The sequence below is a fragment of the Microbacterium phosphatis genome, from assembly GCF_049177115.1.
Classification (GTDB): Bacteria; Actinomycetota; Actinomycetes; order Actinomycetales; family Microbacteriaceae; genus Microbacterium; species Microbacterium phosphatis.
The window spans coordinates 569,190-596,032 of sequence record NZ_CP185370.1; the positions used below are offsets into that span (position 1 = coordinate 569,190).

The following is a 26,843-nucleotide window of genomic DNA, read 5'->3' on the forward strand; positions in this document are numbered from 1 at the left end:
GCAGTCGAAATGCACCCGCAGTCCAGATGAAGGAGAAGTGAGATGAAGCGCAACCGTGTGATCCTCACGGCGAGCGCGGCCACGGCCACGCTGCTCGCCCTGACCGCCTGCTCCGGCGACGGAGGCGACTCCGGCGACGCGGCCGGGGACGTCACCCTGCAGGTCGTCGAGAGCCTGACGAACCCCGCCCGCACCGAACTGATCCGATCCCAGCTCGACGCGTTCGAGAAGGAGAACCCCGGCATCACCGTCGAGCTGGTGTCGCCGCCCACGGATCAGGCCGACCAGAAGATCCAGCAGATGCTGCAGTCGGGCACGGGCATCGACGTGCTGGAGGTGCGCGACCTCACCGTCGGGCCGTTCAGCAACAACGACTGGCTGTACGACATGTCGGACGACCTCGCCGACTGGAAGGGCTGGGACGCGCTGACCGACAACGCCAAGGCCGTCGCCGAGGGCGGGTACTTCGTGCCCTACGGCTTCTACGGGCTCTCGCTGTTCTACCGCACCGACCTCGTCGAGAAGGCCGGATTCGATGCGCCCCCGACGTCGTGGGAGGAGCTGCTCGAGCAGGCGTCCGCGATCCAGGATCCGTCCAACAACACCTACGGCTACGCCTTCCGCGGCGGCGCCAACGCCAACGGCAACGTCGTCGCCGCGATCGAGGCGTACGTCGCCGATGACCTCGACGTCACCGACGCGTTCAAGCTCGAGGACGGCTCGACGATCTTCTCGGCCCCCGAGGCCGAAGACGCCCTCGACGTCTACTTCCAGCTGTTCGAGAAGGCCGCGCCGCCGTCGGCCGTGTCGTGGGGCTACCCCGAGATGGTCGAGGGCTTCACCAACGGCTCGACCGCGTTCCTCCTGCAGGACCCCGAGGTGATCGCGACGGTCCAGCAGTCGACGACCATCACCGAGGACCAGTGGTCGACGGCCCCGCTGCTCACCGGCCCGTCCGGCAAGGCGGCACAGCCCCTCGCCACGGCCGGCTGGGGCATCGCGCAGTCGAGCGAGCACAAGGAGGAGGCCGTGAAGCTCGTCGAGTTCCTCTCCGGCGAGGGCCCGGCCACCGAGTTCGCCCAGGGCAACAGCCTGGTGCCGATCATCGCCTCGGCCGCCGACGACGACTTCTACAAGGAGGGTCCCTGGTCGAGCTACGTCACGATGACCGAGAACCCCGACACGTACATCAACGTCACGCAGCCCCGCGGCGTCAGCTGGTGGACCGAGTGGATGCAGAAGGCCGACTCGGAGATCCAGCAGGTGCTGCTCGGCAGCATGACCCAGACCGAGCTGCTCGAGTCCTGGGACACCTTCTGGACCGAGAAGTACGCCTCGGCCGAATGAGCGGTCTCAGCCACGGCGCACGAGCGGCGGCTCCCCGCCGCCGCTCGTTCGCCCGCCGCCACGCGCTGACGATCCTGGCGTTCCTCGCGCCCGCGATCGTCTTCGTGTGCTGGTTCACGTACTGGCCGATGCTGCAGGGCGCCCGCATGGCGTTCCACGACTGGAACCTGTGGGATCTCACCTCGACCCCCTGGGTCGGGTTCCGGAACTTCGCGACCGTGCTGGGCGATCCGGTGTTCCCCGTCGTCGCCGGCAACACGATCCTGTGGGTGGTCGGCTCGCTGGTGCCGCAGCTGCTGATCGGGTTCCTGATCGCGCTGGCGCTGCGCCGCCGGTTTCGCTTCCGCGGCGTCTACCAGGCGCTGGTGTTCTTCCCGTGGGCGGTGTCGGGCTTCCTCATCGGCATGCTGTTCCGCTGGATGTTCAACGCCGAGTTCGGGGTGGTCAACGACCTGCTGATGAAGGCCGGGCTCATCGACGCACCGCTGCCGTGGCTGGCCGATCCGAAGCTGGCGATGATCGCCGTCATCGTGGCCAACGTCTGGTACGGCGTCACGTTCTTCGCGATCATGATCCTCGCGGCGCTCCAGTCGGTGCCGGACGAGGTCCTCGAGGCGGCGAGCATCGACGGCGCGGGCAAGGCGCGGCAGCTGTTCTCGATCATCATCCCGTACATCGCCACGACGCTGCTGCTGACCGTGCTGCTGCGGGTGATCTGGATCTTCAACTTCCCCGACATCATCTGGGCGATGACGCGCGGCGGCCCCGCGGGCCAGACGCACATCATCACGACCTGGATGATCGAGTACACGCAGCAGGGCAACTACGGCCTGGCGAGCGCCATCGGCCTCGCCGTCATGGCGATCCTGTTCGTCTTCTGCGCGTTCTACCTGATGGCGATGAGACGGGTGAGCCGCACATGACCGCGACCCAGGTGCTGACCACCGGATCGGCCCAGCCGGCTGTGCGCCGGCCCGCGCACCGCCTCACCGTCGGCGGGGCCATCCGCGTCCTCTGCCTCGCGCTGTGGCTCGTGATCACGCTCTTCCCGCTGTACTGGATCGTGGTGACGTCGTTCAAGTCGCCCGGCTCCATCAACCGGTTCCCGCTGGAGTACTGGCCCACCGAGCCCTCGATCGCGAACTACACGGGGCTGTTCGAGACCTCGAGCTTCGGGACGTTCCTGGCCAACTCGGCGATCGTCGCGCTCGCCGCGGGGGCCACGTCGACCCTCATCGCCCTGCTCAGCGCGTACGTGCTGGCGCGGTTCGAGTTCCGCAGCAAGGGCGCGATTCTGGCGGCGTTCCTGCTGACGCAGATGATCCCCGCGTTCATCGCCCTCGGCCCGCTCTACACGATGCTCGCCGACCTGCGCCTCGTCGACTCGAAGCCCGGCCTGATCCTGGTCTACATCGCGGTGTGCATCCCGTTCTCGACGGTGATGCTGCGCGGATTCTTCGAGAACGTGCCGGATGCGCTCGAGGAGGCCGCCATGATCGACGGCTGCTCGCGGCTGGGGGCGCTGTTCCGGGTGATCGTGCCGGTGATGGCGCCGGGCATCGTCGCGGCGTTCATCTTCAACGTCGTGAACTGCTGGAACGAGCTGTTCCTGTCGGTGATCCTCATCAACTCGGACGCGAACAAGACGGTTCCCGCCGCGCTGAACGGCTTCATCTCGACGTTCAACGTGGCGTGGGGGCCGATGGCCGCGGCCGCGGTGCTGACGATCCTGCCGACCATGGTGCTGTTCGCGCTCGCGAGCCGCTGGATCGTCGACGGCCTCACCGCCGGCGCCGTGAAGGAATGAGAGGGGCCGGGGCTCGGTCAGTCGAGGGTGACGAGCCCCGCGCGGACGGCGCGGATCAGCACCTGTGTGCGGTCGCGCACGCCCCAGCGCAGCATGATGCGGCGCAGGTGCGACTTCACGGTCGCCTCGGCGAGGTAGAGCTCGCGCGCGATCTCGGCGTTGGTCATCCCCCGCGCGACGAGCGCGATCACGTCGAGCTCGCGCTCGGACACCGCCTCGTCCATGCCGAGCGGGCCGGTGGGCGCGGGCGCCGAGGCGGTCATCCGCTGGATCAGCTCGCGCGCGACATCGGGGGAGAGCACGTAGCCGCCCTCGTGCGCGCTGCGGATCGCCGCCACGATCTGATCCGGCGCGGTGTCCTTGACGAGGAATCCGACCGCCCCGGCCAGCAGCGCCGCGATCACCGTGTCGTCGGAGGCATAGGTGGTCACCGCGATCGAGCGGATCTCGGGCAGCTCGCGCGTCAGCTCGGCGATCGCGGTGTGCCCGTCGGTGCCCGGCATGCGGATGTCCATCAGCACCACGTCCGGCCGCAGCACGTGGCAGCGGGCCACCGCCTCGGCGCCGTCGGCCGCCTCTCCGACCACGGTCAGGCCCTCGGCCTCCTCGACGAAGAAGGACAGCGCGCGGCGAACGAGCGTGTCGTCATCGGCGATGAGGACACGGATGGACATAGCAGGATCCTATGGGCGTGCAGAATCGACCCATGACCGAGACGACGGCTCGAGCGGTTCGCCAGGACGAGATGGGCCCGCCCCGCCGCCGTCCGGTCCCGGCGCAGCTCGTGGGGTTCTGGCAGTTCTCGCCGTTCTCGTCCGGGGCCCGCACGCTGATCCTGGCCATCACGATCATCTTCCTCGGCATCGAGACGTACTGGCGTCTCAAGGGCGACCTGCCGAACGGATTCACGGGGTTCGCCATGCCCGTGCTGACCTTCGTGCTGATCGTTGTGCTGCTCTGGCACCCGCCGTCCGGCGCGATCGGTCTCGCGGTGTCCGGGTTCGCCGGCCTCGCCATCGGGCAGGGCGGCCGCTACCTCACCGCCGTGGTGGTCGTCGCGGGCCTGGTGGTCTTCGCGTGCGGGATCAAGATGGCCGTCGCGTACTGCGGCGCCGCGCTGGCATGGGTCGCGATCGTCACGGCCTGGCCGCCGGGCCTCGGCGAATGGGGCACGATCGGGCACCTGCTGGCGTTCCTGATGTCGGTGACCCTCGGCTGGTCGATCCGGCGAGTGGTGCAGCGCAATCGTGAGCTGCACCGCGAGCTGGCCGCCGGCGACGAGCGGTTGCAGGCCGAGCTGCGCGCCGAGCGCAGCCGCATCGCCGACGAGCTGCACGACATCATCGCCCACGACATCTCGGTCGTGGCCATGCACGCCCGCGTGCTCGAGCGGACGCAGGATCCGGACATCCGGGCGCGCTCGCAGCAGGCGATCGCGGAGGCCGCGGGTCAGGCCCTCGCCGACACGCGCCGCGTGCTGCACCTGATCCACCGCACGCCCGAGAAGGTCGTCGCCGAACCCGCCGACCTGCGGGGCACGCTCGAGGCCCTCGCCCAGCAGCTGCGCGACCTCGGGCACGAGGTCGAGGTGACGGTGGATCACGCCACGCCGCCGGCCCGCAGCATCGAGACCGCTCTGGTGCACGCCGCGCGGGAGGCGACCACCAACATCCTCAAGCACGCCCCCGGCTCACCGCGGATCCGGATCTCACTGACGAGCCACCGGGACACGATCACGCTGGAGGTGGCGAACGACGCCGTCGCCTCACGCGATCCCGGTGCTCCGGGCTACGGCCTCGCGCGTCTCGGCGAGCGGGCCGAGCTGCTGGGAGGCCGGTTCACGGGCGGTCCCGAGGGTCGGCTCTGGGTCGCGCGGATGACCCTTCCGCAGCACTGAGGCGGGTCAGAGCACCAGGCGGTAGCCCATGCCCTGCTCGGTGAGCAGGTGCACCGGGTTCGCGGGATCGGCCTCGAGCTTCTTGCGCAGCTGCGAGATGTACAGACGCAGGTAGCCGGTGTCGGCGATCTGATCCGATCCCCACATGTCCTTCAGCAGCGTCTGGCGCGTCACGAGCGCCCCGGGGTGGCGCGCGAGGAACTCGAGCATGCGCCACTCGGTCGGCGTGAGGTGCACGGGCTCGCCGCCGCGCGTGACCGACTTCACGGCGAGGTCGACCTTCACGTCGCCGAAGACGACGACCGGGTCGGCCGATCCGGATCCGATGCGCCGGGCCAGGGCCCGCAGGCGCGCCAGCAGCTCGTCGATCTGGAAGGGCTTGGTGACGTAGTCGTCGGCCCCCGCGTCGAGCGCGTCGACCTTGTCGGCCGATCCGGTGCGCCCGGAGACCACAACGATCGGGGCGTCCGTCCATCCGCGCAGGGCGTGGATCACCTCGACGCCGTCGAGCCGCGGCATGCCGAGGTCGAGCAGCACCACGTCGGGCCGCGCCTGCGCCGCGACCGCGATCGCCTCCGCGCCGTCTGCCGCCGAGACGACGTCGTAGCCGTGGGCGGCCAGCGTGATCCGCATCGCCCGGATCAGCTGCGGGTCGTCGTCGGCGATCAGGATCTTCATGCGCCCAGTCTGGTCTGCGAGCGCTCCGGGCCGTCGGCGACAGGCAGCTGGACGACCATCGTGAGGCCGCCGCCCGGGGTGTCCTCGGGGGTGAGCGTCCCTCCCATGCCCTCGGTGAATCCGCGTGAGAGGGCGAGGCCCAGGCCGAGCCCCGTGGTGTTGTCGGTGTCACCCATGCGCTGGAAGGGAGCGAACATCTCCTGCCGCCGCTCCGGGGCGACGCCGGGACCATGATCGACGATCCGGATCTGCGCCGTCCCGTCGGCCGCGCGTGACTCGATGCGCACGCGCGCGCCGTCGGGAGTGTGGCGGTCGGCATTGGAGAGCAGATTGACCAGCACACGTCGCAGCAGCACGGGGTCGGCGCGCAGCTCGGGCAGTGCGGGCTCCAGCGCGATGTCGACGCGATCCGCCCCGAGGCCCAGCTCGCTCGCCGACGCCTGCGCGATCTCGGCGGCGTCGACGTCGGCGAGCGATACGGCGAGCACGCCGGCCTCGATCCGGCTCACATCGAGCAGATCCGCCACCAGGGCGCTGAGGGTGCGCAGGCTCTCGTCCGCGGTCATCACCAGCTCTTCGCGATCGGAATCGCTCAGCGCCCGGCCGGCAGCTCGCAGGCCTCCGACCGACGCCACCGCCGCGGCGAGCGGCCGCCGCAGGTCGTGACTGACCGCCGAGAGAAGCGCGGTGCGCACGCTGTCCGCGGCGGCGAGCGTCTCCGCCTCACGCGCGGCCTCACTCAGGTGCGCGTGCTCCAGCGCCGCGCCCAGCTGGGTCGCGACCACGGTGAGCAGGCGGGTCTCGGGCTCATCGAGGCGCGTGCCGTGCAGTTCGAGCGTCGCGCGCGGGGTGTTCGGGGCGCCCACGGGAACCGAGGTGGATCGTCCGTCGCGGGTGGGTTCGCCGTCGGCGGCGATGGTCGTGCCGTCGAGGGCGACCAGCCGCACACCGGTCGCATGGAAGGCCTCGCGCGCGCGCGTCACCAGCGCCTGAGCCGCGCTCTCGCCGCGAAGCACGCTCCCCGAGATCGTCGCCAGCAGCTCGGACTCGGCTGCCGCTCGCTCGGCGACGCGCGCGCGACGGGCCGCCTGATCCACGATCCCGCTGACGAGGACCGCACTGGCGACGTAGAAGACGACGGACAGCGCGTGCGCGGGCGAGGCGATCGTGACCGTGAAGATCGGGTGGAGGAAGAGGAAGTTGAGGGTCAGCCCCGACAGCACGGCCGCGAACAGCGCCGGCCAGATCCCGCCGATCAGCGCGACCACCACAACGAGCAGCTGATACGCGAGGACGTCGACGACGAGCAGGTCCTCGTGCGCGACGGCGTAGAGGAACCACGACAGCAGCGGCCCGATGGTGAGGGCGACCGCGAATGCGGCGACCTGGCGCCTCCATCCCAGCGCCCCGGTGCTCACCCGCGGAAGACGCAGCGTGCCCTGTTCCATCGTCGCCTTCTCCTTCCCGGGTGACTGTACCGCCGTGCCCGGGGGACCCCTGGGGTTCCTGACGGATTCCTCACGGGCGATACGGCGGATCCTCACGCGTGCAGGGCGCGTCCGGTCGCCCTCAGCGGCGCCGGCCGCGGGCGCGATGCAGGCCGAGGAACACGACGGCCAGCACCGCCGCCGCGACCGCCACGGGGCCCGACCATCCGCCGACCACCGCGGGCGCGGCGGTGAGGGCGGGCGCGACGAGCGCCGCCCCGGCGCCCCGCGATCCGCCGGCGAGGGATTCGCCGAACAGCGAGAGCAGCAGCGGCGCGAGGGCGGCGGACACCGCCACCAGGCCGGACAGGATCGCCAGCGCGCGCCATGCGCGCCGTGTCGCGATCACCCCGACGGCGCCGGCGAGCACCGCCACAACGAGCCCCCAGCGGTCGATCTGCACCGCCCAGGTGTGCGCGGTGTCCAGCTGGCCGACCTGCGTCGCCGTGACCAGCGGCAGCTCGAGCCCGTGCTCACCGATCGACACGGCCCCGAACTCCCCACCCGCCTCGGCGAACAGCATGTCGAGGTCGGTGCCCTCGAGGCCGGCCGCGGCCTGGTCGAGCGGAGGCAGCGCACGCAGGTCGTCGCGCGTGAAGCCGAGCCCCGCCGCGCTCAGCAGCGGCCCGACGGGCACCGTCACGGGTGCCGCGGGTGTCCCCTCGGGGCGCTCGAACTGCACCATCACCCGGTCGCGCGTGAGCAGCCAGGTCTCGACGATCGCCTCTGACATGGCGCCCGACAGCGGGGCGCTCGAGCGGAGCACGTCCGCCACCTGCCTGAGGGCCGCCGGCGATCCGATCAGCGCGCCACCCGCGGCGACGATCCCGCCCACCTGATCGCGCACCGCCCGGTCGTCGGCCGTGGCCAGAGAGGTGCGCAGGATCGTGCCGTCGTCGTTGACGGCGACCAGCGCCAGGTGCGCCGGGATCCACGCGAGCAGCGCCGTCGTCGACAGCGTGAGCATCGTGGCGCTGAGCCGTCGGGAGCGGAAGCGGCGGAGGACGGACAGGATGCGCAGCACCGCGTCATCCTGCCAGAGACCGGGCCATGACCGGGAACCGGCGCGTGTCGGAGGGCATGCGGCGACTACCCTGGAGGGGAGTGCTGGGAGGTGCCGTGGGCCGCAACGCAGAAGCCATCGAAGAGGGTGTCGCCATCGCGCTCGCCGCCGCCCGCCTCTCGGTCAAGAACACCATCCTCGTGAGCACGATCTCGCTCGACGAGTCGTTCGATCCGCTGCATTTCGTCGGGTCGGCGCACGCCGCGCTCATCGCCCTCGCCGAGGAGCAGGAGTCCGCCGCCGAGGCCGTCTCGAAGGCCCGCAAGGTGGCCTGGGGTCGCCACACGCAGCCGCACGGCACACACGACTACCGCGACCGCGACGTGCGCAACCTGCGTCGGCGGGCCAAGCAGTACTCCGGTGTCGCGAAGGCGCTGCGCGCGAAGGCGGCCGACCAGGCGCTGCTGCGCGAGCTCGTCGAGCAGGCGCGCGAGGCCGCGTGGCACGACGTCGAGATCAACCTGCAAGGTCGTCTGCGGGTCGAGGCCATGCGCCCCGAGCAGGATCCCGACTACGCGTCGATGCGCGAGGCGCGTATGCAGGCGCTCCGTCTCGTCGACCTGCAGAAGCTCTCGGCGCAGGCGCGGCGCAAGCGCAGGGCTGCCGAGGCGGAGGAGCCCAGCGAGGCGGCCGAGCCCGTCGCCTGACGCCGGCACCGCGGCGCGACGCGCCCGGGCGGTCGGCGGGGGTGGCCCGATTGGCGTTCGGGGCCGCGCCCGTTGTAAGCTGTACTGGTTGCCACGGCGACGGAAACAGAATAAGCGCCCGTAGCTCAATGGATAGAGCATCTGACTACGGATCAGAAGGTTAGGGGTTCGAGTCCCTTCGGGCGCACACTGTGTTGAGACAGTATTGAGAAGGCCTCCGCGAAAGCGGGGGCCTTCTCGCTGTCTGCGGCGCGCAACGAAGCGCTCCACATCTCCCACTCACTGGCACTGTCGTCGCGAGCCCTCTCGTTCGATTCACCCTCAGGGTGAACTTGGCACCGAAAAGCGTCATTCTCTGGTAACCCGACATCGTCTTTCCGCGATCCGGGGCACACTGAGAATTCGGAATCCTGCGATCTCGCCTCTGAGGGATGAATTCGGATTCCCGTGGCAGCGAGGTGGGGAGGAGCCGCGCATGGTCTTCGTCGATTTCGCGGCAACGAATGGTGTCAGGCTCCGAGAGGTCAGCGCCCTGCGCGCGTGGGAACGCGCGGCGCGCGAGCGCATCGCGGGACGACCCGCGGGCGCCGACTGGTTCATCGCCCTCGAGGTGCTCTCCGATCCGCGTCCGGACGTGCGCCGACGCGGCGCCCCCACGGTGAAGGCCCTGGCCGCCTACCTCGAGACCTCGGCCGGTGCCGTCTACGACGGCGCGCTGAAGGCCTCGGGGCAGAAGCTGCGCGTGGCGCTCGGTCAGGATCCGACGCCGCGGGCGCGATCGCATCAGGCGATGAGCGACCTCTATCTGCAGGCGAGAATGGCGACATTCCTCAGTTATCGCGACGGCTTCGTGCGCTTCCTCTCGGGTAATCCCATTTCCGCCGAACTCGCGATTCACGCCTACGTGCGCATCGTGCTCGAGTGGGCCTCCCGCTGGCGGGGCCTCACCCGCGCGACCGAGATGGAGCGCCGGCACCGCGACGAGCCGCTGCCGGGCAAGACCACCTCCGAGGATCAGCGCGCCGGCGCCATCGCCCTGCCCGCCATCGTCGCCGCCGACGTCGACGATCTGATGCGACTCCTCGACCAGGAGACCGGCGCCCTCGTGTCGCCGGCCGAGGGGGAGGAGCGCACCGAGCGCGTCCTCTGGCAGCTCTCGCACGCGATCGCCTTCCTCGTCGAGGATCCGACCCTCTCGATCGAGGGGGCCGCCGGGCACGTGTCCGGCGAACTCGACCGGATCGCGGGCGGGCCGCCCGCTCGCCGCCGGGTCTCGCAGATCCACAGCCGTCTCGCGATCGCGGAGGCCGTGACCGAGCTGCGGGAGCTGATGCTCGCGCGCGGTGCCGACATCCCCGTGTCCGCCCGCGTCGACGCCGACCGGGTCGATCGCCTCCTCGCCGAGGTCCGCCACGCCCTCTCCGCCACCCCGGGGGTGCCCGTTGACTGACATCGCCGATCGTCCGACCCTGACGACGACCGCGCCGCCCGCCATCGCGGAGCCCACCGAGCACGCCCCGCGCTGCGCCGCGAGCCAGCTGCGAGAGGAGTGGGACGCCGCCGAGGCGCGCGGCTACTTCGCCGCCGCGGTCACGGTGCTGCCGCACTCCGAGCAGGCCCGAGGGATCCTGCAGCACCTCGAGGATCTGCTCGACGACGCCGTGGCGGACGAGGGCGTCGAGTCGAGCGCCGCGCGCCGGGTGCTGATCGCCGACCTCACCGAGTACCTGGAGGAGCGGCGCGGGCGCGGGCGCCCCACCATGGCGCGCCTCAACGAGCTGCGCTACAAGATGTCGAGCATCCAGGCCGTGGTGCCCGAGGGCGACCCGGCGATCGAGCGCCGCCGCACCGAGGAGGTTGTGCTGCGCGGGTACGACCCGGCCCAGCGCGACGGGGCGATCGCCGAGCTGCGGCTGATCGTCGATCTATGGGATCCGCACCGCGCCCCCGACCACCTGGCGCTCTCGCGCGCGCTGCGCCTGGCGAGCCTCCTGCGGCTGCGCGGCACATCGCGCGACATCGAGGAGGCACGCCGCCTGACCGACACCGCGATCCAGTGGCGCTCGCGGGTGCACGGCGCCGAGCATCCGCTGACGATCGCGGCGCGCCTCGCCGCGGTCCGCAACGTGCTGGAGCCGCTCGAGGCCCGGCGCGACGAGGGGCCGCTGCGGGCGGGAGCCGCCGACGCGGTCGCGCTCGGCTCCGACATGGCGGCCTCCCTCTACGGGACGGCGGCGCGGGTGCTCGGCGAGCACCATTCCATCTCCGTCGGCACGCTGGCGTGCGTGGCCCGCGCGGCCCGGCTCGCCGAGCGCCCCGCCGACGCCCGCCTGCACGCCGAGCGCGCCCTCGCGCTGACGGCGGGGCGCGACGAGCGCGCGGATGCCGGCGTTCCGGCAATCCTGCGCTTCGTCATCGCCGAGTCCGAGGTGACGGCGGCGAGCTCGCTGCTCGGGCGCCCGGACGGGCTGCAGCGATGGATGCCGCGGCGTGACCCCCGGGTCGGCCGGGCCATCGTGCTGCTCGACGAGGCCAAGGCCGCCATCGGCCACCGCCTCAGCCTCGCGCCGTGGAACGCCCGGATCGACCGCCTGCGGGCGGCCCTCCACTAGCCGGGAGGGTGTTCGCTCAGAGCGAACGGTCCTCGCCGTAGTGGTTCGTCGAGCGGCGCAGCTTCTGCGTCAGATCGCGGAGTCGGCGCAGCTCGTCGTCGTCGAGCACCGACATCCGCTCGGCGATCGCGCGGCCGTGGCGCACCGCGAGCTGCCGGAAGGCCTGCGCACCGTGCTCGGTCGCGGTGATGATGGCTCCGCGTCCATCCGTCGGGTCCGAGCACTTGGTCACCAGCCCGCGGGCGACCATCTTGTCGACCAGGCGCGAGACGCTCGGCTGGCTGATCAGCATGTTCGCGGTGACGTCGCGCAGCCGCGCGGACATCCCCTCGGCGCGCACCACCGTGAGCAGCACGTCGTACTCGGGCTGGCTCAGGTCGGTGCCGTCGAAGTCGGTGGCCATCTCGGCGAACACCTCGTACTGGGCACGGAAGAGGCTCTCCCATGCCTCGACGGCCAGCCTTCGATCTGCCATGACACCAGCGTATCCATGCGCGTCCGGCGCGGCCGATAGCGTGGGCCGCATGTGGGCGAAGCTTTCGCGACCGATCCGGATCCTGACGCAGGCGTGCGCGACCGCGCTGCTGGCGCTCGCCCTCGCCGTGGGGGTGACGACGCCGGCGGTCGCCGACGATGAAGACGACCTGCAGGACTTCACCTTCGACCGCGTGGACAGCGTGATCGAGCTGTCCCGCGACGCCGAGGGCGTCGGGGTCGCGACCATCACCGAGACCTACATCGCGGTCTTCCCGGACGAGGATCAGAACCGCGGACTGCAGCGCCGCATCCCGACCCAGTACGACTGGGTGCCCCTGCACCCGGAGGTCCTCTCGGTGACCGACGAGAGCGGCGAGCCCCGGCCGTTCGAGACCGAGACGGACGACGACCACCTGGTGGTGACCTCCGCCGTCCCCGAGGGCGAGTTCGTGCACGGCGAGCAGACCTACGTGATCACCTACGAGGTCGAGAACGTCGCGAGGGCGATGGACAACGGCGTCGACGAGTTCTACTGGGACATCCTCGGCCACGACTGGGCGCAGCCGATCGGGACGTTCACCGGCGAGATCCGGATCGATCGCGACCTCGCGCCCGCCCTCACCGGCGACATGCGCTGCTATCGCGGCGAGCTGGGCGCGGACGACGAGTGCGACCTCGCGCAGAGCGAGGACGGCGTCGTCACCCTCGAGGTCGCCGACCTGGCGCCGCACGAGGGCGTGACCGTCGCCATCGGCTTCGAGCCCGGCACCTTCACGCCGTTCGACTCGTCGCTGCTCGGCTCGCCCTGGGCCATCGCCCAGATGGGCGGCGCCGCCCTCGGCGCGGTGGCGCTGGTGTGGGCAGGATCCGTGCGTCGCCGGAAGCTCCAGGACGAGCCCGGCCGCCCCGTGGTGATCGCCGAGTACGAGCCGCCCGCCGGCGTCGATGCGGCGACGGCCGCCGCGATCCTGCGCAAGACGTCGAAGATCGTGCCGGCCGAGATCCTCGAGCAGGCCGTCGGTGGCTCTCTGATGATCATCGAGAGCACGGGGGCGTTCGGGCGCGCGAAGTTCACCGCGCAGCTGGTCGACCCCTCCCGCGCCGACGAGAACGGCCGCATCATCCTGCAGGGCCTGTTCGGCGACGACCTGCGCCCCGGGGCGACGTTCGAGTTCGGCTCGACCAGCACCCGCTTCGGCAAGGCCGCCCAGAGCCTGCACACCTGGGCCGCCGCGCGCGACAAGCAGCTGCGCCGTCCCAGCGGCCTCAGCAGGATCGGCCAGGGGCCGATGATCTTGTTCGCCGTGGCCTTCTCGATCGCGGTGCCCGGCGGCATCGCGGCCCTGATGGGATTCGTGACGCCGCTGGTGCCGATCCTGCTGCTGGTGTTCGTCTTCCTCGGGCTGTTCGCGGTGCTGCTCATCCTCGGACGCTCGCCGCTCACGCGCGACGGCGCCGAGATCCGCGACCACCTGCAGGGCCTCCGCGAGTTCATCGCGTGGGCCGAGGAGGACAGGATCCGCATGCTGCAGTCGCCCGGCGGTGCGGAGCGTCGGCCGGTCGACACCGCCGATCCGCGGCAGATGCTCGTGCTGTACGAGCGCCTGCTGCCGTTCGCCGTGGTGTTCGGGCAGGAGCGGCAGTGGGCCGAGCGGCTCACCGCGTTCTACCCGAACGGCGTGCCCGACTGGTACGCCGGGTCCGGCCCGCTCAACGCGGTCGCCTTCTCGGCGGGGATCAGCTCGCTCTCCAGCACCGCCGTCTCGTCGAGCGTCTCGAGCTCGTCGGGCGGGTCGTCGGGCGGCGGCTTCTCCGGCGGCGGGGGCGGCGGGGGCGGGGGCGGCGGCGTCTGAGCCGGCTCAGGGCCGCCCATCGCCCGGGCGCACCAGGCCCGAGTCGTAGGCGAAGACCACCGCGTGCACACGATCGCGGAGGCCGAGCTTGGACAGGATCCGGCTCACGTGGCTCTTCGTCGTCTGCTCCGACACATACAGGCGCGCGGCGATCTCGGCATTGGAGAGGCCACCGGCGATGAGGGCGAACACCTCGCGCTCTCGGTCGGTGAGCGCCGACAGCAGGTGCGACGGCGCGGCGCGGCGCTCGGGTGCCCCGATGAACTCCTCGATCAGGGTGCGCGTCACGCTCGGGGCGAGCAGGGCGTCGCCGGCGGCCACCGTCCGCACGGCGCCGATCAGCTCGTCCGGCGTCGCGTCCTTCAGCAGGAACCCGCTGGCACCGGCCCGCAGCGCGGAGAAGACGTAGTCGTCGATGTCGAACGTGGTGAGCATAAGGATCCGCGGCCGGTGCGCCGAGAGCTGGTCGTTCATGATCGCCGCCGTCGCGTCGATGCCGTTCATGCCGGGCATACGCACGTCCATGAGCACAACGTCCGGTCGCAGGCTGCGGGTCCGCGAGACCGCGCTCGCGCCGTCCTCCGCCTCGCCCGCCACCTCGATGTCGGGCTGCGCGCTGAGGATCGCGCCGAGGCCCACGCGGAACATCTGCTGGTCGTCGACGACGAGCACCCGGATCGTCATGCCTGCTCCTCCCGGTACGGGGCGGCGTGGGGCACCCGCGCCTCGACGACGTAGCCGCCGTTCTCGTCCGGCCCGTGCGCGAGCGATCCGGACACCGACGTCAGCCGTTCGCGCATGCCGCGCAGGCCGTGGCCGCCGGACTCGGAGGGCGGCAGGGCCGCGGTCCCGGGGCCGTTCGCGACGCGCAGCAGGATCTCGTCGCCGGTGCGCCTCAGCGTCACCGTGACGTCGGCGCCGCGCGCGTGACGCACCGCGTTGCTCAGCGACTCCTGCGCGACCCGGTACAGCGCGAGCTGGACGGGGGCGGGCGGGGCAGGCTCGACCGGATCGAGGGTGGCGTCGATCGTTGTGCCGGCGGCGCGCGTCGCCTCGATCAGCGAGGGCAGCGCGTCGAGATCGGGCTGCGGCGCGGTGAGCACGCCGTCCTCGTCGCGCAGCACGCCGAGGAGGCCGCGCATCTCGCGGAGGGCGTCGCGGGCCTGCTCGGCGATGCCGTCGAACTCGGCGGCGGCGCGCTCGTCGAGGCCCTCGATGCGGTAGCGGGCCGACGTCGCCCGCATGTGCACGACCGACATGCCGTGGGCGACGACGTCGTGCATCTCGCGGGCGATGCGCCCGCGCTCGGCGGCCCATGCGACGCGGGCGCGCTCGAGCTCGGTCTCGTGCTGCGCCGTGCGCACCTGGCGCAGCAGCAGCCCCACGATGGCGCCCGTCAGCGCCGCGAGCGCCGTGATGCTCGCGCCGACGATGAGGTCGTTGCCCGCATCCGTGTCGTCGCGCTGCAGCGTGATGACGCCCGCGAGCAGCGCCGCGCCTCCCATCGCCGCCACCCACGTGACCACCTGCAGTCGCCAGTGCGCGTGCAGCCCCAGCAGGACGAGGAGGGCGCTGAGGGCGATCATGCTGATGACGCTCAGGGGCCATGGCGCGAGCGACGGCGCCGATCCGAGCGCGATGCCGAAGAGGGCGACAACGTGGACGAGCGCCCCGAGCCACGGGGACAGTGCGGCGAGCAGGATGCTGCCGCCCTGGGCGATGCCGAGGATGAGGGCGAACGGCACCCAGAGGCCGTGGACCGCGCTGTGCACCGGGATGCCGACCGCGGCCACGGCGGTGGCGACGATGCCCCAGGCGATCCAGTCGGCGCGGCCGAGGGCGCGCGCCGGCGGGCTCCAGATCGCACGGCTCCAGGTCGGGTTCACACCGACACCTCCTCGGTGCGGGCCTCTTCGGGGGCGGGGGCGGTCTCGGGGGTCTTCCGGCGGGCGCGCCGCACCAGGCGCAGCACGGCATCGACCGCGACGCCGAGGGTCATCGAGATGATGACCGCGGCCACCGCCGAGACCAGCGGGGTGTGCGGGAACCAGGCGGAGGCGACCGCCGAGATCAGCAGGCACATGACGGCCCAGCTGACGGCCGCGATGGCGCTGAAGGCGGCGAACCGGCGATAGGGCATACGCGTCGCTCCCGCCATCGTGTTCACCGCCACCCGTCCGATCGGCACGTACCGAGCCGTGAGGATGAGCGTAGCCGGGCGCCTCTCGAGCTGGCGCGCGGCCCAGCCCATCGCGCGGCGCGGCCCGGGGCGGCGCATCCAGGCGAAGCGGTCGGTGCCCACGCGCCGGCCGATCAGGTAGGCGGTGCTGTCGCCGACGAACGCCCCGGCGGCTGCGGCGAGGATGACCACCCCCAGCGTCAGCGGCTCACCGCCGGTCGAGAGCGCCAGGGCTCCGGCCGCCACAACGGAGGTCTCGCTCGGCACGGGCGGGAAGAAGCCGTCGATCACGCAGGCCGCGAACACGATCAGCGGCATCAGCGGCGACGAGATCGCGTCGGTCAGGAAGGCGGTGATGGCATCCATGGGGTGGGGGATCCTCTCGGTCTCCCGAACGCTACGGACGGTGACCGCACCGGGGCATCGTCCTGCAGAGCCATCCGGCCCCCTACTCGAGAGGGATATCCGCCGGACCCCGGGCGGGATGCGCCGCGGCAGGGCGGCCCGCCACGCTCGTCCGCGGCGGGCCGCCCGGCCCCCGGAAGGGCAGGACATGACGCTGCAGGACACCCCGGTCGACAGGATCAGCGCGCCCGCGGATCGACGCACGCCGCCCTCGCGGGACACCGCGGTCGACGCCGCGCGCGCCGCGTGCCTGGTGATCGTGGTCGCGCTCCACGCGATGATGGCGGGCGTCGGCGGCACGGCCGCGGCACCGGTGCTCGAGAACGCCATGGAGCGCTGGCCCGGCTTCGCCCCGATCACGTGGGTGGTGCAGGTGATGCCGCTGTTCTTCGTGCTGGGCGGGTTCTCGGCCTTCACGCAGTGGACGCGGCTGCGCCGGCGCGGTGGGACGCCCGCGGCGTATGTGGCGTCGCGCGTGCGTCGCCTGCTGCCTCCCGCGCTGGGGGCGATCGCGGCGACAGCGATCCTGCTGGTCGCCCTGCGCGCGTCCGGGGTGCCCGAGGCGGTGGTGGGCGAGGCGGGCTTCCGGCTCGGGCAGCCGCTGTGGTTCCTCGGCGTGTACCTGCTCTGCACGGGCCTCGTGCCGGTGATGGCGGCCGCGCATCGCCGCAGCCCCCTCCTCGTGCTGGGGGCCCTCGCCGCCGCCGCGATGGCCGTCGACGTCGCCCGGCTCGCGACCGGGGTCGAGGTCATCGGGTTCGCGAACCTTCTGTTCGTCTGGCTGCTCGCGCAGCAGCTCGGCTTCCTCCTCGCCGACGGCACGATGGATCGGCTCCGCCCCGAGGCGATCCGGCGCATCGGAGCGGGGGCCCTCGCCGCCGCGCTCGTGCTGTGCGCCTGCGGCCTCGCGCCGTTCGACCTGTTCGCCGCGCTCAACCCGCCGTCGGTCGTGCTCGCGGTGCTCGGGTTGGCGCAGCTGTGCGCCTTCGCGCTGGTGCGGCCGCTGCTGCGCCGGGTGGCCGGAGGTCGCGCCGCCGCACGGGCCATCGCGGCGATCAACCGCCGCGCGATGACGATCTACTCCTGGCACATGCTGGTGCTGATCCTGCTCGCGGGGATCCTGCTCGTGAGCGGCACGACCCTGCCCGATCCGCTCGCCGCCGCCTGGTGGGGGAGCCGGCCGCTGTGGCTCGCGGCGGTGGCCGTCGGCGTGATCGCCGTGGCGCGCGCGGCGGGCCTTCTCGCCGCGGCCGCGGCGGTGCTGCTGATCCTGGTCGCGGGGCGCGAACCGCTGGTGTGGGCGGTCGCCGCGGGGGTCATGGCCGTGGTGCTGCGAGCGGGCCCGGGCAGCAAGAGAGCCCTGTCGGAGAGGCATCCGACAGGGCTCCTGTCCCTTGCACCAAGAGTGTCCTGCAATCACATGACCGGGGCTGCCACAGCAAAACAGCTGGCCGGTGAAAAGGACTCTATAACGACGCGATAACGACGCGCAAGCGGTTTCCGTTATTTTTTCGTGACTCGATATTCCGGGCCGTGATCACCGGTCCGAGGGCCGCGCTCGGAGGCGACAGGGCTCGGACTCGGGGGCCGCCGGTGCGTGAGGGCAGAGACCGAGCGGCGAGTTGCCGCCCCGAGCGCGCGATACCCCCTAGGGGTATGTAGCATGGGGGTGCGCACACGCGCTCTCCATCTCAGCGAAGGGACGCCACCATGACGATCCAACGAGTCGAGCTCGGCCTCACCGGCACGAGCGCGGACGCCGCCGGCTGCGCGTGCTGCGCGGCACCCGAGACCTCCGTCGACGAGCAGATGCCCGCCTCGGCCGCCGTGACGACCACGCTGCAGGTCGACGGCATGACGTGCGCGCACTGCGTGGCGAGCGTCACCGAGGAGCTCTCCGCCGTGCCGGGAGTGGAGGCTGTGTCGGTCGCGCTCGCCGCGGGAGCGACCTCGACCGTCACGATCAGCGGGCCCGTGTCGCCCGACCCCGAGGCGCTGCGGGCCGCCGTCGCCGAGGCCGGCTACAGCGTCAGCGGCATCTCGGCCTGAGCCGCCGGGTCCAGGAGCCCAGGAGCCTGGGCCCCGCGAATCGTCGTCAGTCGGCGGACAGGGCGAGGAGCTCGCCGAGATCGTGCTGCGCCGCGGCGATGCGAGCGGCGGCCTCGGCGTCTCCGCGTGAGATCGCCTCCTCCAGCGCGACCAGCCGCGCGCGCACGTGGGCGCGCACGGCATCGCCGTCGTCGATCTGGCGGAGGTTGTGCTCGACCGCGATGTGCACATCGGACAGCAGATCGTTCAGGTACCGGTTGCCGGACAGCTCGCCGAGGTGGCGGTAGACGCGCTGCGCCGTCGCGACGGCGTGGGCGCCCCCGTCGATCTCCGCGAGGACATCCGCGACGACGGCGCGCGCGGCGGCGGAGCCTTCCGCGTCGAGGCGCGGGACGACGAGCACCACGATCGACGAGGCCTGGCAGGCGGCGAACTCGAGGGTCTGCTGCACGATCTCCGGGGTGACCTCGGCGACGCGGGTGTACCGGCTGGCGGCCATGTCGATCAGGCCGATGCGCTGCAGGCGCTGGAGCGCCTCCCGGACGGGCATGCGCGAGACGCCGAGCTGCGCGGCGATGGCGTTGTCGCGGACGATGGATCCGGGCGCGAGGGTTCCGTCCAGGATCGCCCCGGCGACGCGCTCGAAGACGATCTCCGCGAGGCGGGTGGCCTGCACGGTCACGGGTGCCAGTTGCACGGTCATGCTGTCTTCCTCCTGTGCCACGCCGGGCGCGGTCGTGCCGGTGGTGCCGGCCTGGCCGACGGGCGACGGGACATCCGGCAGGGCTGTCCCCGTCGGGCACCTCCCCACGGGCCCGAACCGGAGCGTCGAGGCCTGGGGAGGCTTCTCGACCCTGTGGACCGACCTTAGGCGGCTGCGACGCAGACGAGACGCCGGATCATCCGCCGCATCACCCGCGCGTTCACCCGCTGTTCACGCCGGTGAGCGGCGCTTCAGTGCCCGAGACGCGCCCGTGCCGCGCGGATCAGCTGGCCGCGTCCGGACACACCGGCCTTCCGGTACAGCGCCGACAGCTGGGTCTTGATCGTGTTCGGCGAGACCTCCAGCAGCTCGGCCAGCTCGGCCACCCTGAGCGTCGGATGCGCGATGAGGGTCCGCAGCAGCCGCGCCTCCCTCTGGGTGAGCCGGCCGGTCAGCGGTCCGGGCGACGTCGCGATGACGCGCGAGCGGGTGACCTTCGACACGACCTCCGGGGGCTCGTCCCCGTAGGTCGCCGTGGTCAGGCGCTCGAGCTCGGCGGGCGAGATCACCGTGAACGCGACGGGCGCGCTGTGCACCTCGGCAAGCGCCACAGCATCGCGGAACCGCCGGGCCGCGCCCTCTCGGTCGCCGAGGTTGAGGCGCGCGAGCGCCGCGAGCACACCCTTCTCGGCCCGGATCCGCGGCCAGCGGTCGACGGCGTCCGGCGTCTCGGTGGCGTCGACCTCGGCCGCGTGGAAGTCGCCGCGCATCAGGTGAGCCGCCGCCCGGTACACATCGAGCAGCGGGCGCAGGTCGCCGGCATCGCGGGTGTCGAGCAGCATCAGGGCGCGCTCGGGTCGCCCCGCGATCAGATGCAGGCGCGCCTGCGAGAGGCGCACGTAGATCTGCGTGAACGGCGGCAGCTGCACGGCGGCCGTGAGGGCTGCCAGCTCCGCGGCGCGGCCGCGGAGGTCGGCGTAGGGCAACTGGGCCGACCACATGAGCCGGAGGGCGGTGATGCGCGCTGTGCCGACCACGGGCGGCGTCCCGGGCGGGACCAGACGCTCCAGGATCCGCACGGCCTCGGGCAGCTCGAGCCGCAGGTCGCACAGCAGCGCCTCTGCCAGCCCGGCGCGCAGGGGAAGGGGGATGCGCGCGGCCGCCGCGAGGGTGCGCGCACGCCGTAGCCACAGCTCGGCCTCGCCGCTGCGCCCCGTGAACGCGCGATCGGCCGCCAGCTCCGCCGCAGCGGTCGCGGCCGCGCGCGGGTCTCCGGCCGACATCGCCCACGCGTACGCCCGGTCGAGCAGCGCATGGCGGTCGGTGAAGTCGAACGAGCCGCGGATGTCGCGCGACCACTCGATGAGGAGCGCCGGCAGCACCCGCGCGATGCGGGCCCGCTCGTGGGGCTCGAGACGCAGGGCCAGCTCGGATCCCTCCCTGGCCAGCTCGTACGCGCGCTCGTAGTCGCCCGCGCTGCGCGCGGCACGGGTGGCGTCCACCAGCTGAGCGAAGCGCAGCAGCCGCTCGCGGTCGGCGATCGTCGCCTCGTGCGGCGCCAGCGACGGCAGCGGCAGGGGAGGGGGCGTGGGAGCCTCGGGCGGAGCCTCGACCGCGATGTCGAGCCCGAGGCGGGGCAGCAGCGCGCGCAGCACCTGCGGGGCGTGCGCCTCGAGCTCGGCACGGTGCGTGCGCGCCAGCTCGGCCGCCTCGGCGAGATCCGAGCGGGCCAGCGCGGCGAAGATGAGGCGGGCGGGGCTCACAGCAGCCCCTCGCGACGAGCGGCGGCCCGCAGGGCGGCGCGGCTGTTCACCCCGAACTTCCGGTAGAGCGTGTGCAGCTGCGTGCGGACGGTGTTGCGCGAGACCCCGAGCGTCGCCGCGAGACGCTGCTCGTCGGTGTCCACCGCGAGCGCGCGCAGCAGCCGCAGCTCGCCGGGGGTGGGGCGCACGCTGCGCTGCCCGCTCGGAAGCAGCGCGATCCGGCCCGCCAGCAGAACATCGAGCCCCGCCGGGCGCTCGGCAGGAGGAAGCAGCTCGGCGAGCCGCCCGAGATCGTCCATCGGGAGATACGCGAGCGGCATGGACGAGCGGTTGGCCGCCGTGGCGGCCAGCCCCTCCCGGAACAGGTCGGCGGCCCGCTCGCGGTCGCCACGCCGGAGCGCCACGGCGGCCCGGATCAGCACGGACTCGGTGTGCGCGCGCGGCCAGAAACCCGCCGACTCGATCGTCTCGCGGGCCAGTGCGTCCGCGGCGTCCTCGTCCTCGAGCAGGAGGTGGATGCCGGCCAGGCGCGCCGCGACCACCGGGTCGCGCCGCAGCTCGATGCCGTCGTACGCGCGCAGGGCCGCGGCGGCGTCTCCGCGCAGGGCGAGCACCTCCGAGCGGATCACGGTGCTGAATCGGGCGTTGAGCCCCTGCGAGCGGCCCCCGAGGGGGATGCCCATCACCTGGCTGTCGAAGCGGCTGAGGAGGGCCCCGCCGAGATCGTCCGCGCCGCGGGCGCCGACGAGCACCCCGAGCCCCGTCAGGAGCAGCCGGTGCTCTCCGGCCTCGTCCGGGTCGGTCTCGTCGAGCACCGCCTGGGCGGCGGTCAGATCCAGCCCGTCCCCGTGGCGCAGGGCGCGGCCCATCCGCCCCGACACCACGCGCGCGTGGACCGTGCGGGCGCTGTCACGCAGCGTCTCGTGGGTGTCCAGCCAGTCGTCGGCCGTCGCGCCGTCGCCCGTGAGCGCGAGGAGCCAGCCGAGCTCGCCCGCCGCCGCGATCGCACCCCGGAGGTCTCCCGCCGCCTCGGCCCGCCGGAACACCTCGCCCAGAAGCCGCGCGGCAGGCTCGGGATGAGGGGCGAACTCGTGCGCGAACGCGCACTGCAGCAGCAGGGGCACCATCAGCGCCACCGTGGCCGGATGGTCAGGATCGGCCCCCCGCGCGAGCCGCTCCGCCTCGGTGGCGAGCGTGGCCGCCCGCTCGTAGTCGCCCTCCGTGCGGGCCGCCAGCACGCGGCTGAGCACCAGCATCGCGCGCGTCATCGGCCCGTGTGCGGACGCGGGGGCGGGGGCGTCGTCGGTGTAGAGGACGGGCCGCAGGTCGGGTCTGGTGAGCAGCTGACGCAGGTACGAGCGCAGCACGATCCACTCGGGGTGCGTGGCCAGCCGATCGGCGGGCGCCGACTCGCAGACCACCGAGAGCACGTCGGGGTGGAAGCTGACGAGCGGGCCCCACGTCGTGACCGCGATCTCGGCCGCGCGGTCCCAGTCCTCCTCGGCGAGGGCGGCGAAGACCCGCGTGCTCGCACCGGATGCGGTGGTGCGCAGCGCGTCGTGCTCTGCATGGGCGGTCCCGAGGGGGAGTGGGATCTGCGGACGCGCGAGGGCAGGCCGCAGGGGCGGCGGGCGGGAAGGGACCTTCACTATAAGTGCCCGACCTGGTGTATCCGGAAGGCGATCTCCTGATCCGCGGTGGAATCGGGTCAACGCATCCCGGCATGATGGTCGCATGCCCCGACGCACCGGTGAGGAGACGCGCGCCCTGCTGCTGCAGGTCGGGCTCGACATGCTGTTCGAGCGCGGTGCCGCCGCCGGCGTGCAGCACATCCGCCTGCAGGAGGTGCTGCGCAGGGCCGGGCTGACCACGGGCGCCGCCTATCGGCTCTGGGCCGACCAGACCGAGTACCAGGCCGACCTCGCGGTGGCGATGATCGACCTGCGCTTCGCCGATCCCATCGCGAACGCCTCCGCCGCGGTGGCCCCGCTGATCTCCGAGGGGGCGCCCATCGACGAGGTCATCCGTGTCGCGGCCGAGACCCACGCGCTCGATGCCGAGCGGAAGAAGGACGGCCAGGGCGGACGCGACAGTCGCGCGTTCCTGCTCGCCCTCGCGCTGCGGGCCGCGGCCGGCACATCGCCGGTGCTGCGCGAGGCGAGCCGCGATCGCCACGAGGAGTCGATCGAGGGCTTCAACCGCCTTTACACGCGGCTCATGGACGCCTACGGCTACCGGATGAAGACGCCGTACACGATCCGCGATTTCACCGAGGCCATGGCCGCGCTGGGCGAGGGGTTCGCGATCCACGCCCTGCAGGGGATCGAGCACCCCCGGATCGAGGTGGGTGCCGACGACGAAGGCCCCGCGGGCCGCTGGAGCCTGTTCGGGCTGGCGGTGCGGGGCCTCGTGCGCGAGTTCATGACCCGCGCGGATGCCGATCAGGCGAGCATCAGCTGAAGAAGGTCTTCGTCCGGACGACGCCGTAGTAGCTGTACGCGGTGGCGTTGCAGGTGGCGCGGATGGCGGCCTCGACGTACTTGCGGTCGTACGTGTGGTTGCACTCCTGGCGCAGGTTCGACAGGAACACCGAGTCGCAGGTGGAGCGCGCCTTGACGCGATCCATGATGCAGAGGTCGTGGCGCGCGCAGGGCCCGCGGAAGTCGGCGGCGCGGAAGGAGTCGGGCGACTTGGTGCAGTAGTCGTGCAGCGTCTTCTGCTTCGTCGTGTTGGGGTTGTAGACGTAGCGCGACGGGATCGTCACGTGTCCGGGCCCGGCGTCCATGCGCACGACCCCGGCGGCGACGGAAGCCGAGGCGGCGCCGGCCGAGGGCGCCGCCGTGGCGGGGCTCGCGCCGAACAGCAGCGAGGAGCCGACGAAGAGCGCAGCCGCGACGGCGGCGATGCGCCGGAGGATGCTCTTCACGTTCTTGTTCACGATGGTGTCCTTCGTCCCGAGCCCGTGGGTCGGGCTGTCGGCACCATCCTGGGCGGCCGGGGGAGCGGGCGGAAGAAAGATAAGTTGTTTCTCCCGGCGAGGTCATGCCTGGTCAGCCTGCAAAAAGTTTGCGGCCCCGGGGAGTGACGGTCGGGTTCCGTCCCCCGGGGCCGCGTTCCCCCCGAACGGGTGCCTTCAACCGGCCGGACCCCTCCCCGACTGCCGGCTGAAGAACGCCGTGGTGCAGAGCACCGCTTCCATCGTGCGTGGGGCCGCGACCCGAGGGAAGAAAGAAAATTTTTTTATCCTCGGCGCCACCACGCGCGGCGTCGCCGCGGCGGCGGGTCATTCTCGGCCTGAAGCCGGGCGTCGCGCCGGCGCTGCTCGCGTCGCTCTCGCCAGGCCGTGACGCCGGCGTCGACGTCGCGCGTGGCGGTCACGACGGGCGGCCCGCCGGTCAGCTGCATCCGGGCATACTTCACGCGCGCGTTGAAGTCCTCGAGGGCGTGGCGCACGTCCTGCTCGCGGCCGAGCCGGTCGAGGCGCTCGTCGAGCTCGGCGGCCTCGACGCGCAGCGCGAGGGCCGGCGGACCGAGCCCCCGCAGATCCTCGGTCTCGATCTTGCGTCGGATCCACCAGTCGGGATCGCTGCTCTGGGCGAGACCCGTCAGCGGCTTCCCGGCCCCGGGGAGGTCATCGAACTCGCCCCGGCGGATCGCGTGCTGGATCGACTGCTCGACCACCGCCCAGCGCTCTTCGGGGGTGTTCCACGTCGGCACCTGCGGTGCCTCTTCGGCATCGTCGCCCATGTCGCGCGCGATGCGGTAGCGCGCGGCCTCCTGACGCGGATCCGACATCGCACCTCCCTGGCTGGGCTGGCTCCAGGCTACGACGGCGCCGCCTCAGAACTCCAGGGGGTTCCAGGCGCCGGGCTCAGCGAGCTCGGCATAGCGGACCTCGGATCCCTCGCGCGACACCTCCGCCACGCAGGCGAGGAGCGAGACGGTCGGGTATCCGTGCGCGTGGTTGTCGCGGATGATCGCCCGGTCGTCCGACGGGTCCAGCGTCGCGCTCTCGGCGAGGACGCGCACCCACGGGTCGAACCAGCGTTCGCCGTCGGTCGGCGTCCGGGCGAAGGCGTCGCGCCACGCGGCGATCCGGGGCGTGTCGTCGTCGACGTCGTCGTGCGCCAGCATGTGCGTGCCGGGGGCCAGGCGCTCGCGTTTCAGGAGCTCGCCGTCCCACGAGGTCACGGTGACCTCGCTGCCGTCGACCTCCACGAGATTGAAGCCCAGCGTGCGGGGCGTCCCCTCGGGCGGTCGCCCGTCGACCGCGGCCAGGACGATGCCGCCGCGCGATTCGAGCTGCGGCGCCGGCGTGCCCTCGGGGTGGCCCCCGCGGTTCAGCAGCACCGCGAGCCGCGGCCCGCGCGCCGCCAGCCAGGCGCCGCCGGCCAGCTGGTCTCGCACCCCCTCGACGCCGGGCCGATCCGGCCACCACTCGCCGAGCGGGTTCCAGGGGCGATGCGGGTCCTCGTCGCGCACGGCCATCAGCCGCACGGGCTCATCCGAGGAGTCGGGGACACGAACCACCACAGTGCACATCGGTCTCATTCTCGCCGGTTCCGCGAGGGGCGGCGTCGAAACGGCCGAGCCCGCGCGGCGGCGGCAGTGGAAGACTGGCGGCGTGAACACCTCGACTCGCTCCGCCGGCTCCGTGCACCGCATCGTGGTCGGGGTGACCGGGGGGATCGCCGCGTACAAGACCGTGCAGCTCGTGCGGCTGCTGGTGAAGGACGGTCACGAGGTGCACGTCGTTCCCACCGACGACGCGCTCCGCTTCGTCGGAGCGCCCACATGGGAGGCCATCAGCCGCAACCCCGTCACGACCTCCGTGCACGATGACGTCGCCCAGGTGCGGCACGTGGCCCTCGGCCAGGGGGCGGACCTCGTGGTGATCGCCCCGGCCACGGCGAACTCGATCGCGAAGATGGCCGCCGGCCTTGCGGGCGATCTCCTGGGCACCACCCTCCTCGCCACCCAGGCGCCGGTGCTGATCGCCCCCGCGATGCACACGGAGATGTGGCGGCACCCGGCGACCCAGGCGAACATCGCCACGCTCCGGGCGCGCGGGGTGCGGCTGATCGGCCCCGACGACGGCCAGCTCACCGGCGCCGACTCGGGCCCGGGGCGGATGTCCGAGCCCGAGGCGATCCACGCCGAGGTGCGGCGCCTGCTCGACTCGCCCCGCCCGGACGGCGACCTGGCGGGGCTGCGCGTGGTGATCTCGGCGGGCGGCACCCGCGAGCCGATCGATCCCGTGCGCTTCATCGGCAACCGATCGAGCGGGCGCCAGGGTGCGGCGCTCGCGCTCGCCGCGGCCGACCGCGGGGCCCACGTGACGTTCGTGGCGGCGCACGTCGAGGGCGGGATCCTCGACACGATCCCGGATCGCATCACCGTTGTGCACGCCGGTACCGCCGCCGAGCTGGGGGAGCGGATGACGGCGCTCGCGGCCGACGCCGACGTGCTGATCATGTCCGCCGCCGTGGCCGACTACCGGGTGGCGAACGTGGCGGATCACAAGCTCGCCAAGGAGGACGGGGCCCCCGTCCTCGAGCTGGTCGAGAACGCCGACATCCTCGCCGGCCTCGTGACCGGGCGCCGTGCGGGCCAGACCATCGTCGGCTTCGCCGCCGAGATGCCCACCGAGGCCGAGACCGTCATCGAGCGCGGCATCCGCAAGCGCCGCCGCAAGGGCGCCGACCTGCTCGCGGTCAACGAGGTGGGATGGGAGTCGGGCTTCGAGCGCGCCGACAACACCGTCTCCGTGATCGGCCCCGACGACACGGTGGTCGCCACGGCCAGCGGCACCAAGCGGGAGGTCGCCGACGCGGTGCTCGACGCGGTGGTCGGGCTGCGCGCCTAGGCCGATCCGG

Annotated in this window: 26 protein-coding genes and 1 tRNA gene; 13 read left to right on the plus strand and 14 right to left on the minus strand. The window is 72.5% G+C overall.

Translation table 11 applies throughout. From position 1 onward, the window contains the following. Nucleotides 1–42 precede the first annotated feature (42 nt). The 3 genes from ACOKGD_RS02635 to ACOKGD_RS02645 are packed head-to-tail and all read left to right on the plus strand — an operon-like array spanning nt 43 to nt 3,154. Nucleotides 43–1,347, plus strand: a complete 1,305-nt coding sequence (locus tag ACOKGD_RS02635; RefSeq protein WP_342336979.1) for an ABC transporter substrate-binding protein — start codon at nt 43–45, stop codon at nt 1,345–1,347. Continuing rightward, nucleotides 1,344–2,270 carry a carbohydrate ABC transporter permease gene (locus tag ACOKGD_RS02640; protein ID WP_342336978.1) on the plus strand — a complete coding sequence of 309 codons (927 nt, stop codon included), beginning with the start codon at nt 1,344–1,346 and terminating at the stop codon, nt 2,268–2,270. The genes ACOKGD_RS02635 and ACOKGD_RS02640 overlap by 4 nt, the downstream gene beginning before the upstream one ends. Continuing rightward, complete coding sequence (locus ACOKGD_RS02645; RefSeq protein WP_342336976.1) at nt 2,267–3,154, plus strand: carbohydrate ABC transporter permease; 888 nt, start codon at nt 2,267–2,269, stop codon at nt 3,152–3,154. Before ACOKGD_RS02640 ends, ACOKGD_RS02645 begins: the two co-directional genes overlap by 4 nt. A 17-nt stretch (nt 3,155–3,171) precedes the next feature. Here the strand turns inward: ACOKGD_RS02645 and ACOKGD_RS02650 are convergent, their stop codons facing one another. Next, nucleotides 3,172–3,828: a response regulator transcription factor gene (locus tag ACOKGD_RS02650; RefSeq protein WP_342336975.1), complete on the minus strand. Its 657-nt coding sequence runs from the start codon at nt 3,826–3,828 to the stop codon at nt 3,172–3,174. A 32-nt stretch (nt 3,829–3,860) separates the two neighbouring features. Here ACOKGD_RS02650 and ACOKGD_RS02655 point away from each other — a divergent pair, with 32 nt between their 5' ends. Next, nucleotides 3,861–5,051, plus strand: a complete 1,191-nt coding sequence (locus ACOKGD_RS02655; RefSeq protein WP_342336973.1) for a sensor histidine kinase — start codon at nt 3,861–3,863, stop codon at nt 5,049–5,051. Between the two features lie 6 nt (nt 5,052–5,057). On the opposite strand, the gene ACOKGD_RS02660 is transcribed toward ACOKGD_RS02655, so the two are convergent. From ACOKGD_RS02660 to ACOKGD_RS02670, 3 genes are all read right to left on the minus strand, one after another. Further along, nucleotides 5,058–5,729, minus strand: a complete 672-nt coding sequence (locus ACOKGD_RS02660; protein ID WP_342336972.1) for a response regulator — start codon at nt 5,727–5,729, stop codon at nt 5,058–5,060. After that, nucleotides 5,726–7,177, minus strand: a complete 1,452-nt coding sequence (locus tag ACOKGD_RS02665; RefSeq protein WP_342336971.1) for a sensor histidine kinase — start codon at nt 7,175–7,177, stop codon at nt 5,726–5,728. Before ACOKGD_RS02665 ends, ACOKGD_RS02660 begins: the two co-directional genes overlap by 4 nt. A gap of 121 nt (nt 7,178–7,298) precedes the next feature. Next, entirely contained in the window at nt 7,299–8,240 is a 942-nt protein-coding gene (locus ACOKGD_RS02670; RefSeq protein WP_342336969.1) for a hypothetical protein, read from the minus strand. A 95-nt stretch (nt 8,241–8,335) separates the two neighbouring features. Here ACOKGD_RS02670 and ACOKGD_RS02675 point away from each other — a divergent pair, with 95 nt between their 5' ends. The 4 genes from ACOKGD_RS02675 to ACOKGD_RS02690 all read left to right on the plus strand — a co-directional run bounded on the left by ACOKGD_RS02675 (nt 8,336) and on the right by ACOKGD_RS02690 (nt 11,538). Then, nucleotides 8,336–8,926: an asparagine synthase gene (locus tag ACOKGD_RS02675; RefSeq protein ID WP_342336967.1), complete on the plus strand. Its 591-nt coding sequence runs from the start codon at nt 8,336–8,338 to the stop codon at nt 8,924–8,926. 114 nt (nt 8,927–9,040) lie between these two features. Continuing rightward, a tRNA-Arg gene (locus ACOKGD_RS02680) sits at nt 9,041–9,113 on the plus strand. Nucleotides 9,114–9,401: 288 nt separating this feature from the next. After that, nucleotides 9,402–10,376, plus strand: a complete 975-nt coding sequence (locus ACOKGD_RS02685; protein ID WP_342336966.1) for a hypothetical protein — start codon at nt 9,402–9,404, stop codon at nt 10,374–10,376. Next, nucleotides 10,369–11,538, plus strand: coding sequence for a hypothetical protein (locus ACOKGD_RS02690; protein ID WP_342336964.1), 1,170 nt, complete (start codon nt 10,369–10,371; stop codon nt 11,536–11,538). Before ACOKGD_RS02685 ends, ACOKGD_RS02690 begins: the two co-directional genes overlap by 8 nt. 16 nt (nt 11,539–11,554) lie before the next feature. Here the strand turns inward: ACOKGD_RS02690 and ACOKGD_RS02695 are convergent, their stop codons facing one another. After that, on the minus strand, nt 11,555–12,013 hold the full coding sequence (locus ACOKGD_RS02695) for a MarR family winged helix-turn-helix transcriptional regulator (RefSeq protein ID WP_342336963.1): 459 nt from the start codon (nt 12,011–12,013) through the stop codon (nt 11,555–11,557). A 49-nt stretch (nt 12,014–12,062) separates the two neighbouring features. On the opposite strand from ACOKGD_RS02695, the gene ACOKGD_RS02700 reads away from it, so the two are divergent. After that, complete coding sequence (locus ACOKGD_RS02700) at nt 12,063–13,868, plus strand: DUF2207 domain-containing protein (RefSeq protein WP_342336962.1); 1,806 nt, start codon at nt 12,063–12,065, stop codon at nt 13,866–13,868. A gap of 6 nt (nt 13,869–13,874) precedes the next feature. Here ACOKGD_RS02700 and ACOKGD_RS02705 read toward each other — a convergent pair whose 3' ends face one another. Genes ACOKGD_RS02705 through ACOKGD_RS02715 form a run of 3 tightly spaced genes read right to left on the minus strand, consistent with a single transcriptional unit; the run spans nt 13,875 to nt 16,413 of the window. Then, on the minus strand, nt 13,875–14,552 hold the full coding sequence (locus tag ACOKGD_RS02705) for a response regulator transcription factor (RefSeq protein ID WP_342336960.1): 678 nt from the start codon (nt 14,550–14,552) through the stop codon (nt 13,875–13,877). After that, nucleotides 14,549–15,754 (minus strand): sensor histidine kinase, encoded by a 1,206-nt coding sequence (locus tag ACOKGD_RS02710; protein WP_342336959.1) that lies wholly within the window; start codon nt 15,752–15,754, stop codon nt 14,549–14,551. The genes ACOKGD_RS02705 and ACOKGD_RS02710 overlap by 4 nt, the downstream gene beginning before the upstream one ends. Beyond that, nucleotides 15,751–16,413, minus strand: a complete 663-nt coding sequence (locus tag ACOKGD_RS02715; protein WP_342336957.1) for a DedA family protein — start codon at nt 16,411–16,413, stop codon at nt 15,751–15,753. The genes ACOKGD_RS02710 and ACOKGD_RS02715 overlap by 4 nt, the downstream gene beginning before the upstream one ends. Nucleotides 16,414–16,600: 187 nt before the next feature. Here ACOKGD_RS02715 and ACOKGD_RS02720 point away from each other — a divergent pair, with 187 nt between their 5' ends. Beyond that, a complete protein-coding gene (locus tag ACOKGD_RS02720) occupies nt 16,601–17,935 on the plus strand; it encodes an acyltransferase family protein (protein WP_342336955.1) in 1,335 nt (444 codons plus the stop codon). A gap of 227 nt (nt 17,936–18,162) precedes the next feature. Beyond that, a complete protein-coding gene (locus tag ACOKGD_RS02725; RefSeq protein WP_342336953.1) occupies nt 18,163–18,501 on the plus strand; it encodes a heavy-metal-associated domain-containing protein in 339 nt (112 codons plus the stop codon). A gap of 46 nt (nt 18,502–18,547) precedes the next feature. Here the strand turns inward: ACOKGD_RS02725 and ACOKGD_RS02730 are convergent, their stop codons facing one another. From ACOKGD_RS02730 to ACOKGD_RS02740, 3 genes are all read right to left on the minus strand, one after another. Next, entirely contained in the window at nt 18,548–19,204 is a 657-nt protein-coding gene (locus ACOKGD_RS02730; RefSeq protein WP_342336952.1) for a GntR family transcriptional regulator, read from the minus strand. A gap of 251 nt (nt 19,205–19,455) precedes the next feature. Next, the gene (locus ACOKGD_RS02735; protein WP_342336950.1) at nt 19,456–20,967 is read right to left on the minus strand and encodes a LuxR C-terminal-related transcriptional regulator; all 1,512 of its coding nucleotides are present in this window, start codon (nt 20,965–20,967) and stop codon (nt 19,456–19,458) included. After that, nucleotides 20,964–22,616 carry a LuxR C-terminal-related transcriptional regulator gene (locus ACOKGD_RS02740; RefSeq protein ID WP_342336948.1) on the minus strand — a complete coding sequence of 551 codons (1,653 nt, stop codon included), beginning with the start codon at nt 22,614–22,616 and terminating at the stop codon, nt 20,964–20,966. Before ACOKGD_RS02740 ends, ACOKGD_RS02735 begins: the two co-directional genes overlap by 4 nt. Before the next feature lie 85 nt (nt 22,617–22,701). On the opposite strand from ACOKGD_RS02740, the gene ACOKGD_RS02745 reads away from it, so the two are divergent. Next, nucleotides 22,702–23,427 (plus strand): hypothetical protein, encoded by a 726-nt coding sequence (locus ACOKGD_RS02745; protein WP_342336946.1) that lies wholly within the window; start codon nt 22,702–22,704, stop codon nt 23,425–23,427. Here the strand turns inward: ACOKGD_RS02745 and ACOKGD_RS02750 are convergent. The 3 genes from ACOKGD_RS02750 to ACOKGD_RS02760 form a co-directional block, all read right to left on the minus strand. Beyond that, nucleotides 23,420–23,905 (minus strand): hypothetical protein, encoded by a 486-nt coding sequence (locus tag ACOKGD_RS02750; RefSeq protein ID WP_342336945.1) that lies wholly within the window; start codon nt 23,903–23,905, stop codon nt 23,420–23,422. The genes ACOKGD_RS02745 and ACOKGD_RS02750 overlap by 8 nt on opposite strands. Nucleotides 23,906–24,207: 302 nt before the next feature. Beyond that, nucleotides 24,208–24,762, minus strand: a complete 555-nt coding sequence (locus tag ACOKGD_RS02755; protein ID WP_342336944.1) for a J-domain-containing protein — start codon at nt 24,760–24,762, stop codon at nt 24,208–24,210. 45 nt (nt 24,763–24,807) lie between these two features. After that, a complete protein-coding gene (locus ACOKGD_RS02760) occupies nt 24,808–25,509 on the minus strand; it encodes an NRDE family protein (protein WP_342336943.1) in 702 nt (233 codons plus the stop codon). An 82-nt stretch (nt 25,510–25,591) separates the two neighbouring features. Between ACOKGD_RS02760 and coaBC the strand changes: the two genes are divergently transcribed. Continuing rightward, nucleotides 25,592–26,833, plus strand: a complete 1,242-nt coding sequence (gene coaBC / locus ACOKGD_RS02765) for a bifunctional phosphopantothenoylcysteine decarboxylase/phosphopantothenate--cysteine ligase CoaBC (RefSeq protein ID WP_342336941.1) — start codon at nt 25,592–25,594, stop codon at nt 26,831–26,833. The last annotated feature ends 10 nt before the right edge of the window (nt 26,834–26,843 follow it).

Excerpts from the sequence above, each read along its gene's own strand:
- ACOKGD_RS02650 (WP_342336975.1), bottom strand. The coding sequence starts at position 3,828 with ATGTCCATCCGTGTCCTCATCGCCGATGACGACACGCTCGTTCGCCGC.
- ACOKGD_RS02685 (WP_342336966.1), top strand. The coding sequence starts at position 9,402 with ATGGTCTTCGTCGATTTCGCGGCAACGAATGGTGTCAGGCTCCGAGAG.
- ACOKGD_RS02760 (WP_342336943.1), bottom strand. The coding sequence starts at position 25,509 with ATGTGCACTGTGGTGGTTCGTGTCCCCGACTCCTCGGATGAGCCCGTG.
- ACOKGD_RS02640 (WP_342336978.1), top strand. The coding sequence starts at position 1,344 with ATGAGCGGTCTCAGCCACGGCGCACGAGCGGCGGCTCCCCGCCGCCGC.
- ACOKGD_RS02745 (WP_342336946.1), top strand. The coding sequence starts at position 22,702 with ATGCCCCGACGCACCGGTGAGGAGACGCGCGCCCTGCTGCTGCAGGTC.
- ACOKGD_RS02695 (WP_342336963.1), bottom strand. The coding sequence starts at position 12,013 with ATGGCAGATCGAAGGCTGGCCGTCGAGGCATGGGAGAGCCTCTTCCGT.
- ACOKGD_RS02700 (WP_342336962.1), top strand. The coding sequence starts at position 12,063 with ATGTGGGCGAAGCTTTCGCGACCGATCCGGATCCTGACGCAGGCGTGC.
- ACOKGD_RS02645 (WP_342336976.1), top strand. The coding sequence starts at position 2,267 with ATGACCGCGACCCAGGTGCTGACCACCGGATCGGCCCAGCCGGCTGTG.
- ACOKGD_RS02720 (WP_342336955.1), top strand. The coding sequence starts at position 16,601 with ATGACGCTGCAGGACACCCCGGTCGACAGGATCAGCGCGCCCGCGGAT.
- ACOKGD_RS02660 (WP_342336972.1), bottom strand. The coding sequence starts at position 5,729 with ATGAAGATCCTGATCGCCGACGACGACCCGCAGCTGATCCGGGCGATG.
- ACOKGD_RS02635 (WP_342336979.1), top strand. The coding sequence starts at position 43 with ATGAAGCGCAACCGTGTGATCCTCACGGCGAGCGCGGCCACGGCCACG.
- ACOKGD_RS02715 (WP_342336957.1), bottom strand. The coding sequence starts at position 16,413 with ATGGATGCCATCACCGCCTTCCTGACCGACGCGATCTCGTCGCCGCTG.
- ACOKGD_RS02705 (WP_342336960.1), bottom strand. The coding sequence starts at position 14,552 with ATGACGATCCGGGTGCTCGTCGTCGACGACCAGCAGATGTTCCGCGTG.
- ACOKGD_RS02725 (WP_342336953.1), top strand. The coding sequence starts at position 18,163 with ATGACGATCCAACGAGTCGAGCTCGGCCTCACCGGCACGAGCGCGGAC.
- ACOKGD_RS02655 (WP_342336973.1), top strand. The coding sequence starts at position 3,861 with ATGACCGAGACGACGGCTCGAGCGGTTCGCCAGGACGAGATGGGCCCG.
- ACOKGD_RS02665 (WP_342336971.1), bottom strand. The coding sequence starts at position 7,177 with ATGGAACAGGGCACGCTGCGTCTTCCGCGGGTGAGCACCGGGGCGCTG.
- ACOKGD_RS02755 (WP_342336944.1), bottom strand. The coding sequence starts at position 24,762 with ATGTCGGATCCGCGTCAGGAGGCCGCGCGCTACCGCATCGCGCGCGAC.
- ACOKGD_RS02730 (WP_342336952.1), bottom strand. The coding sequence starts at position 19,204 with ATGACCGTGCAACTGGCACCCGTGACCGTGCAGGCCACCCGCCTCGCG.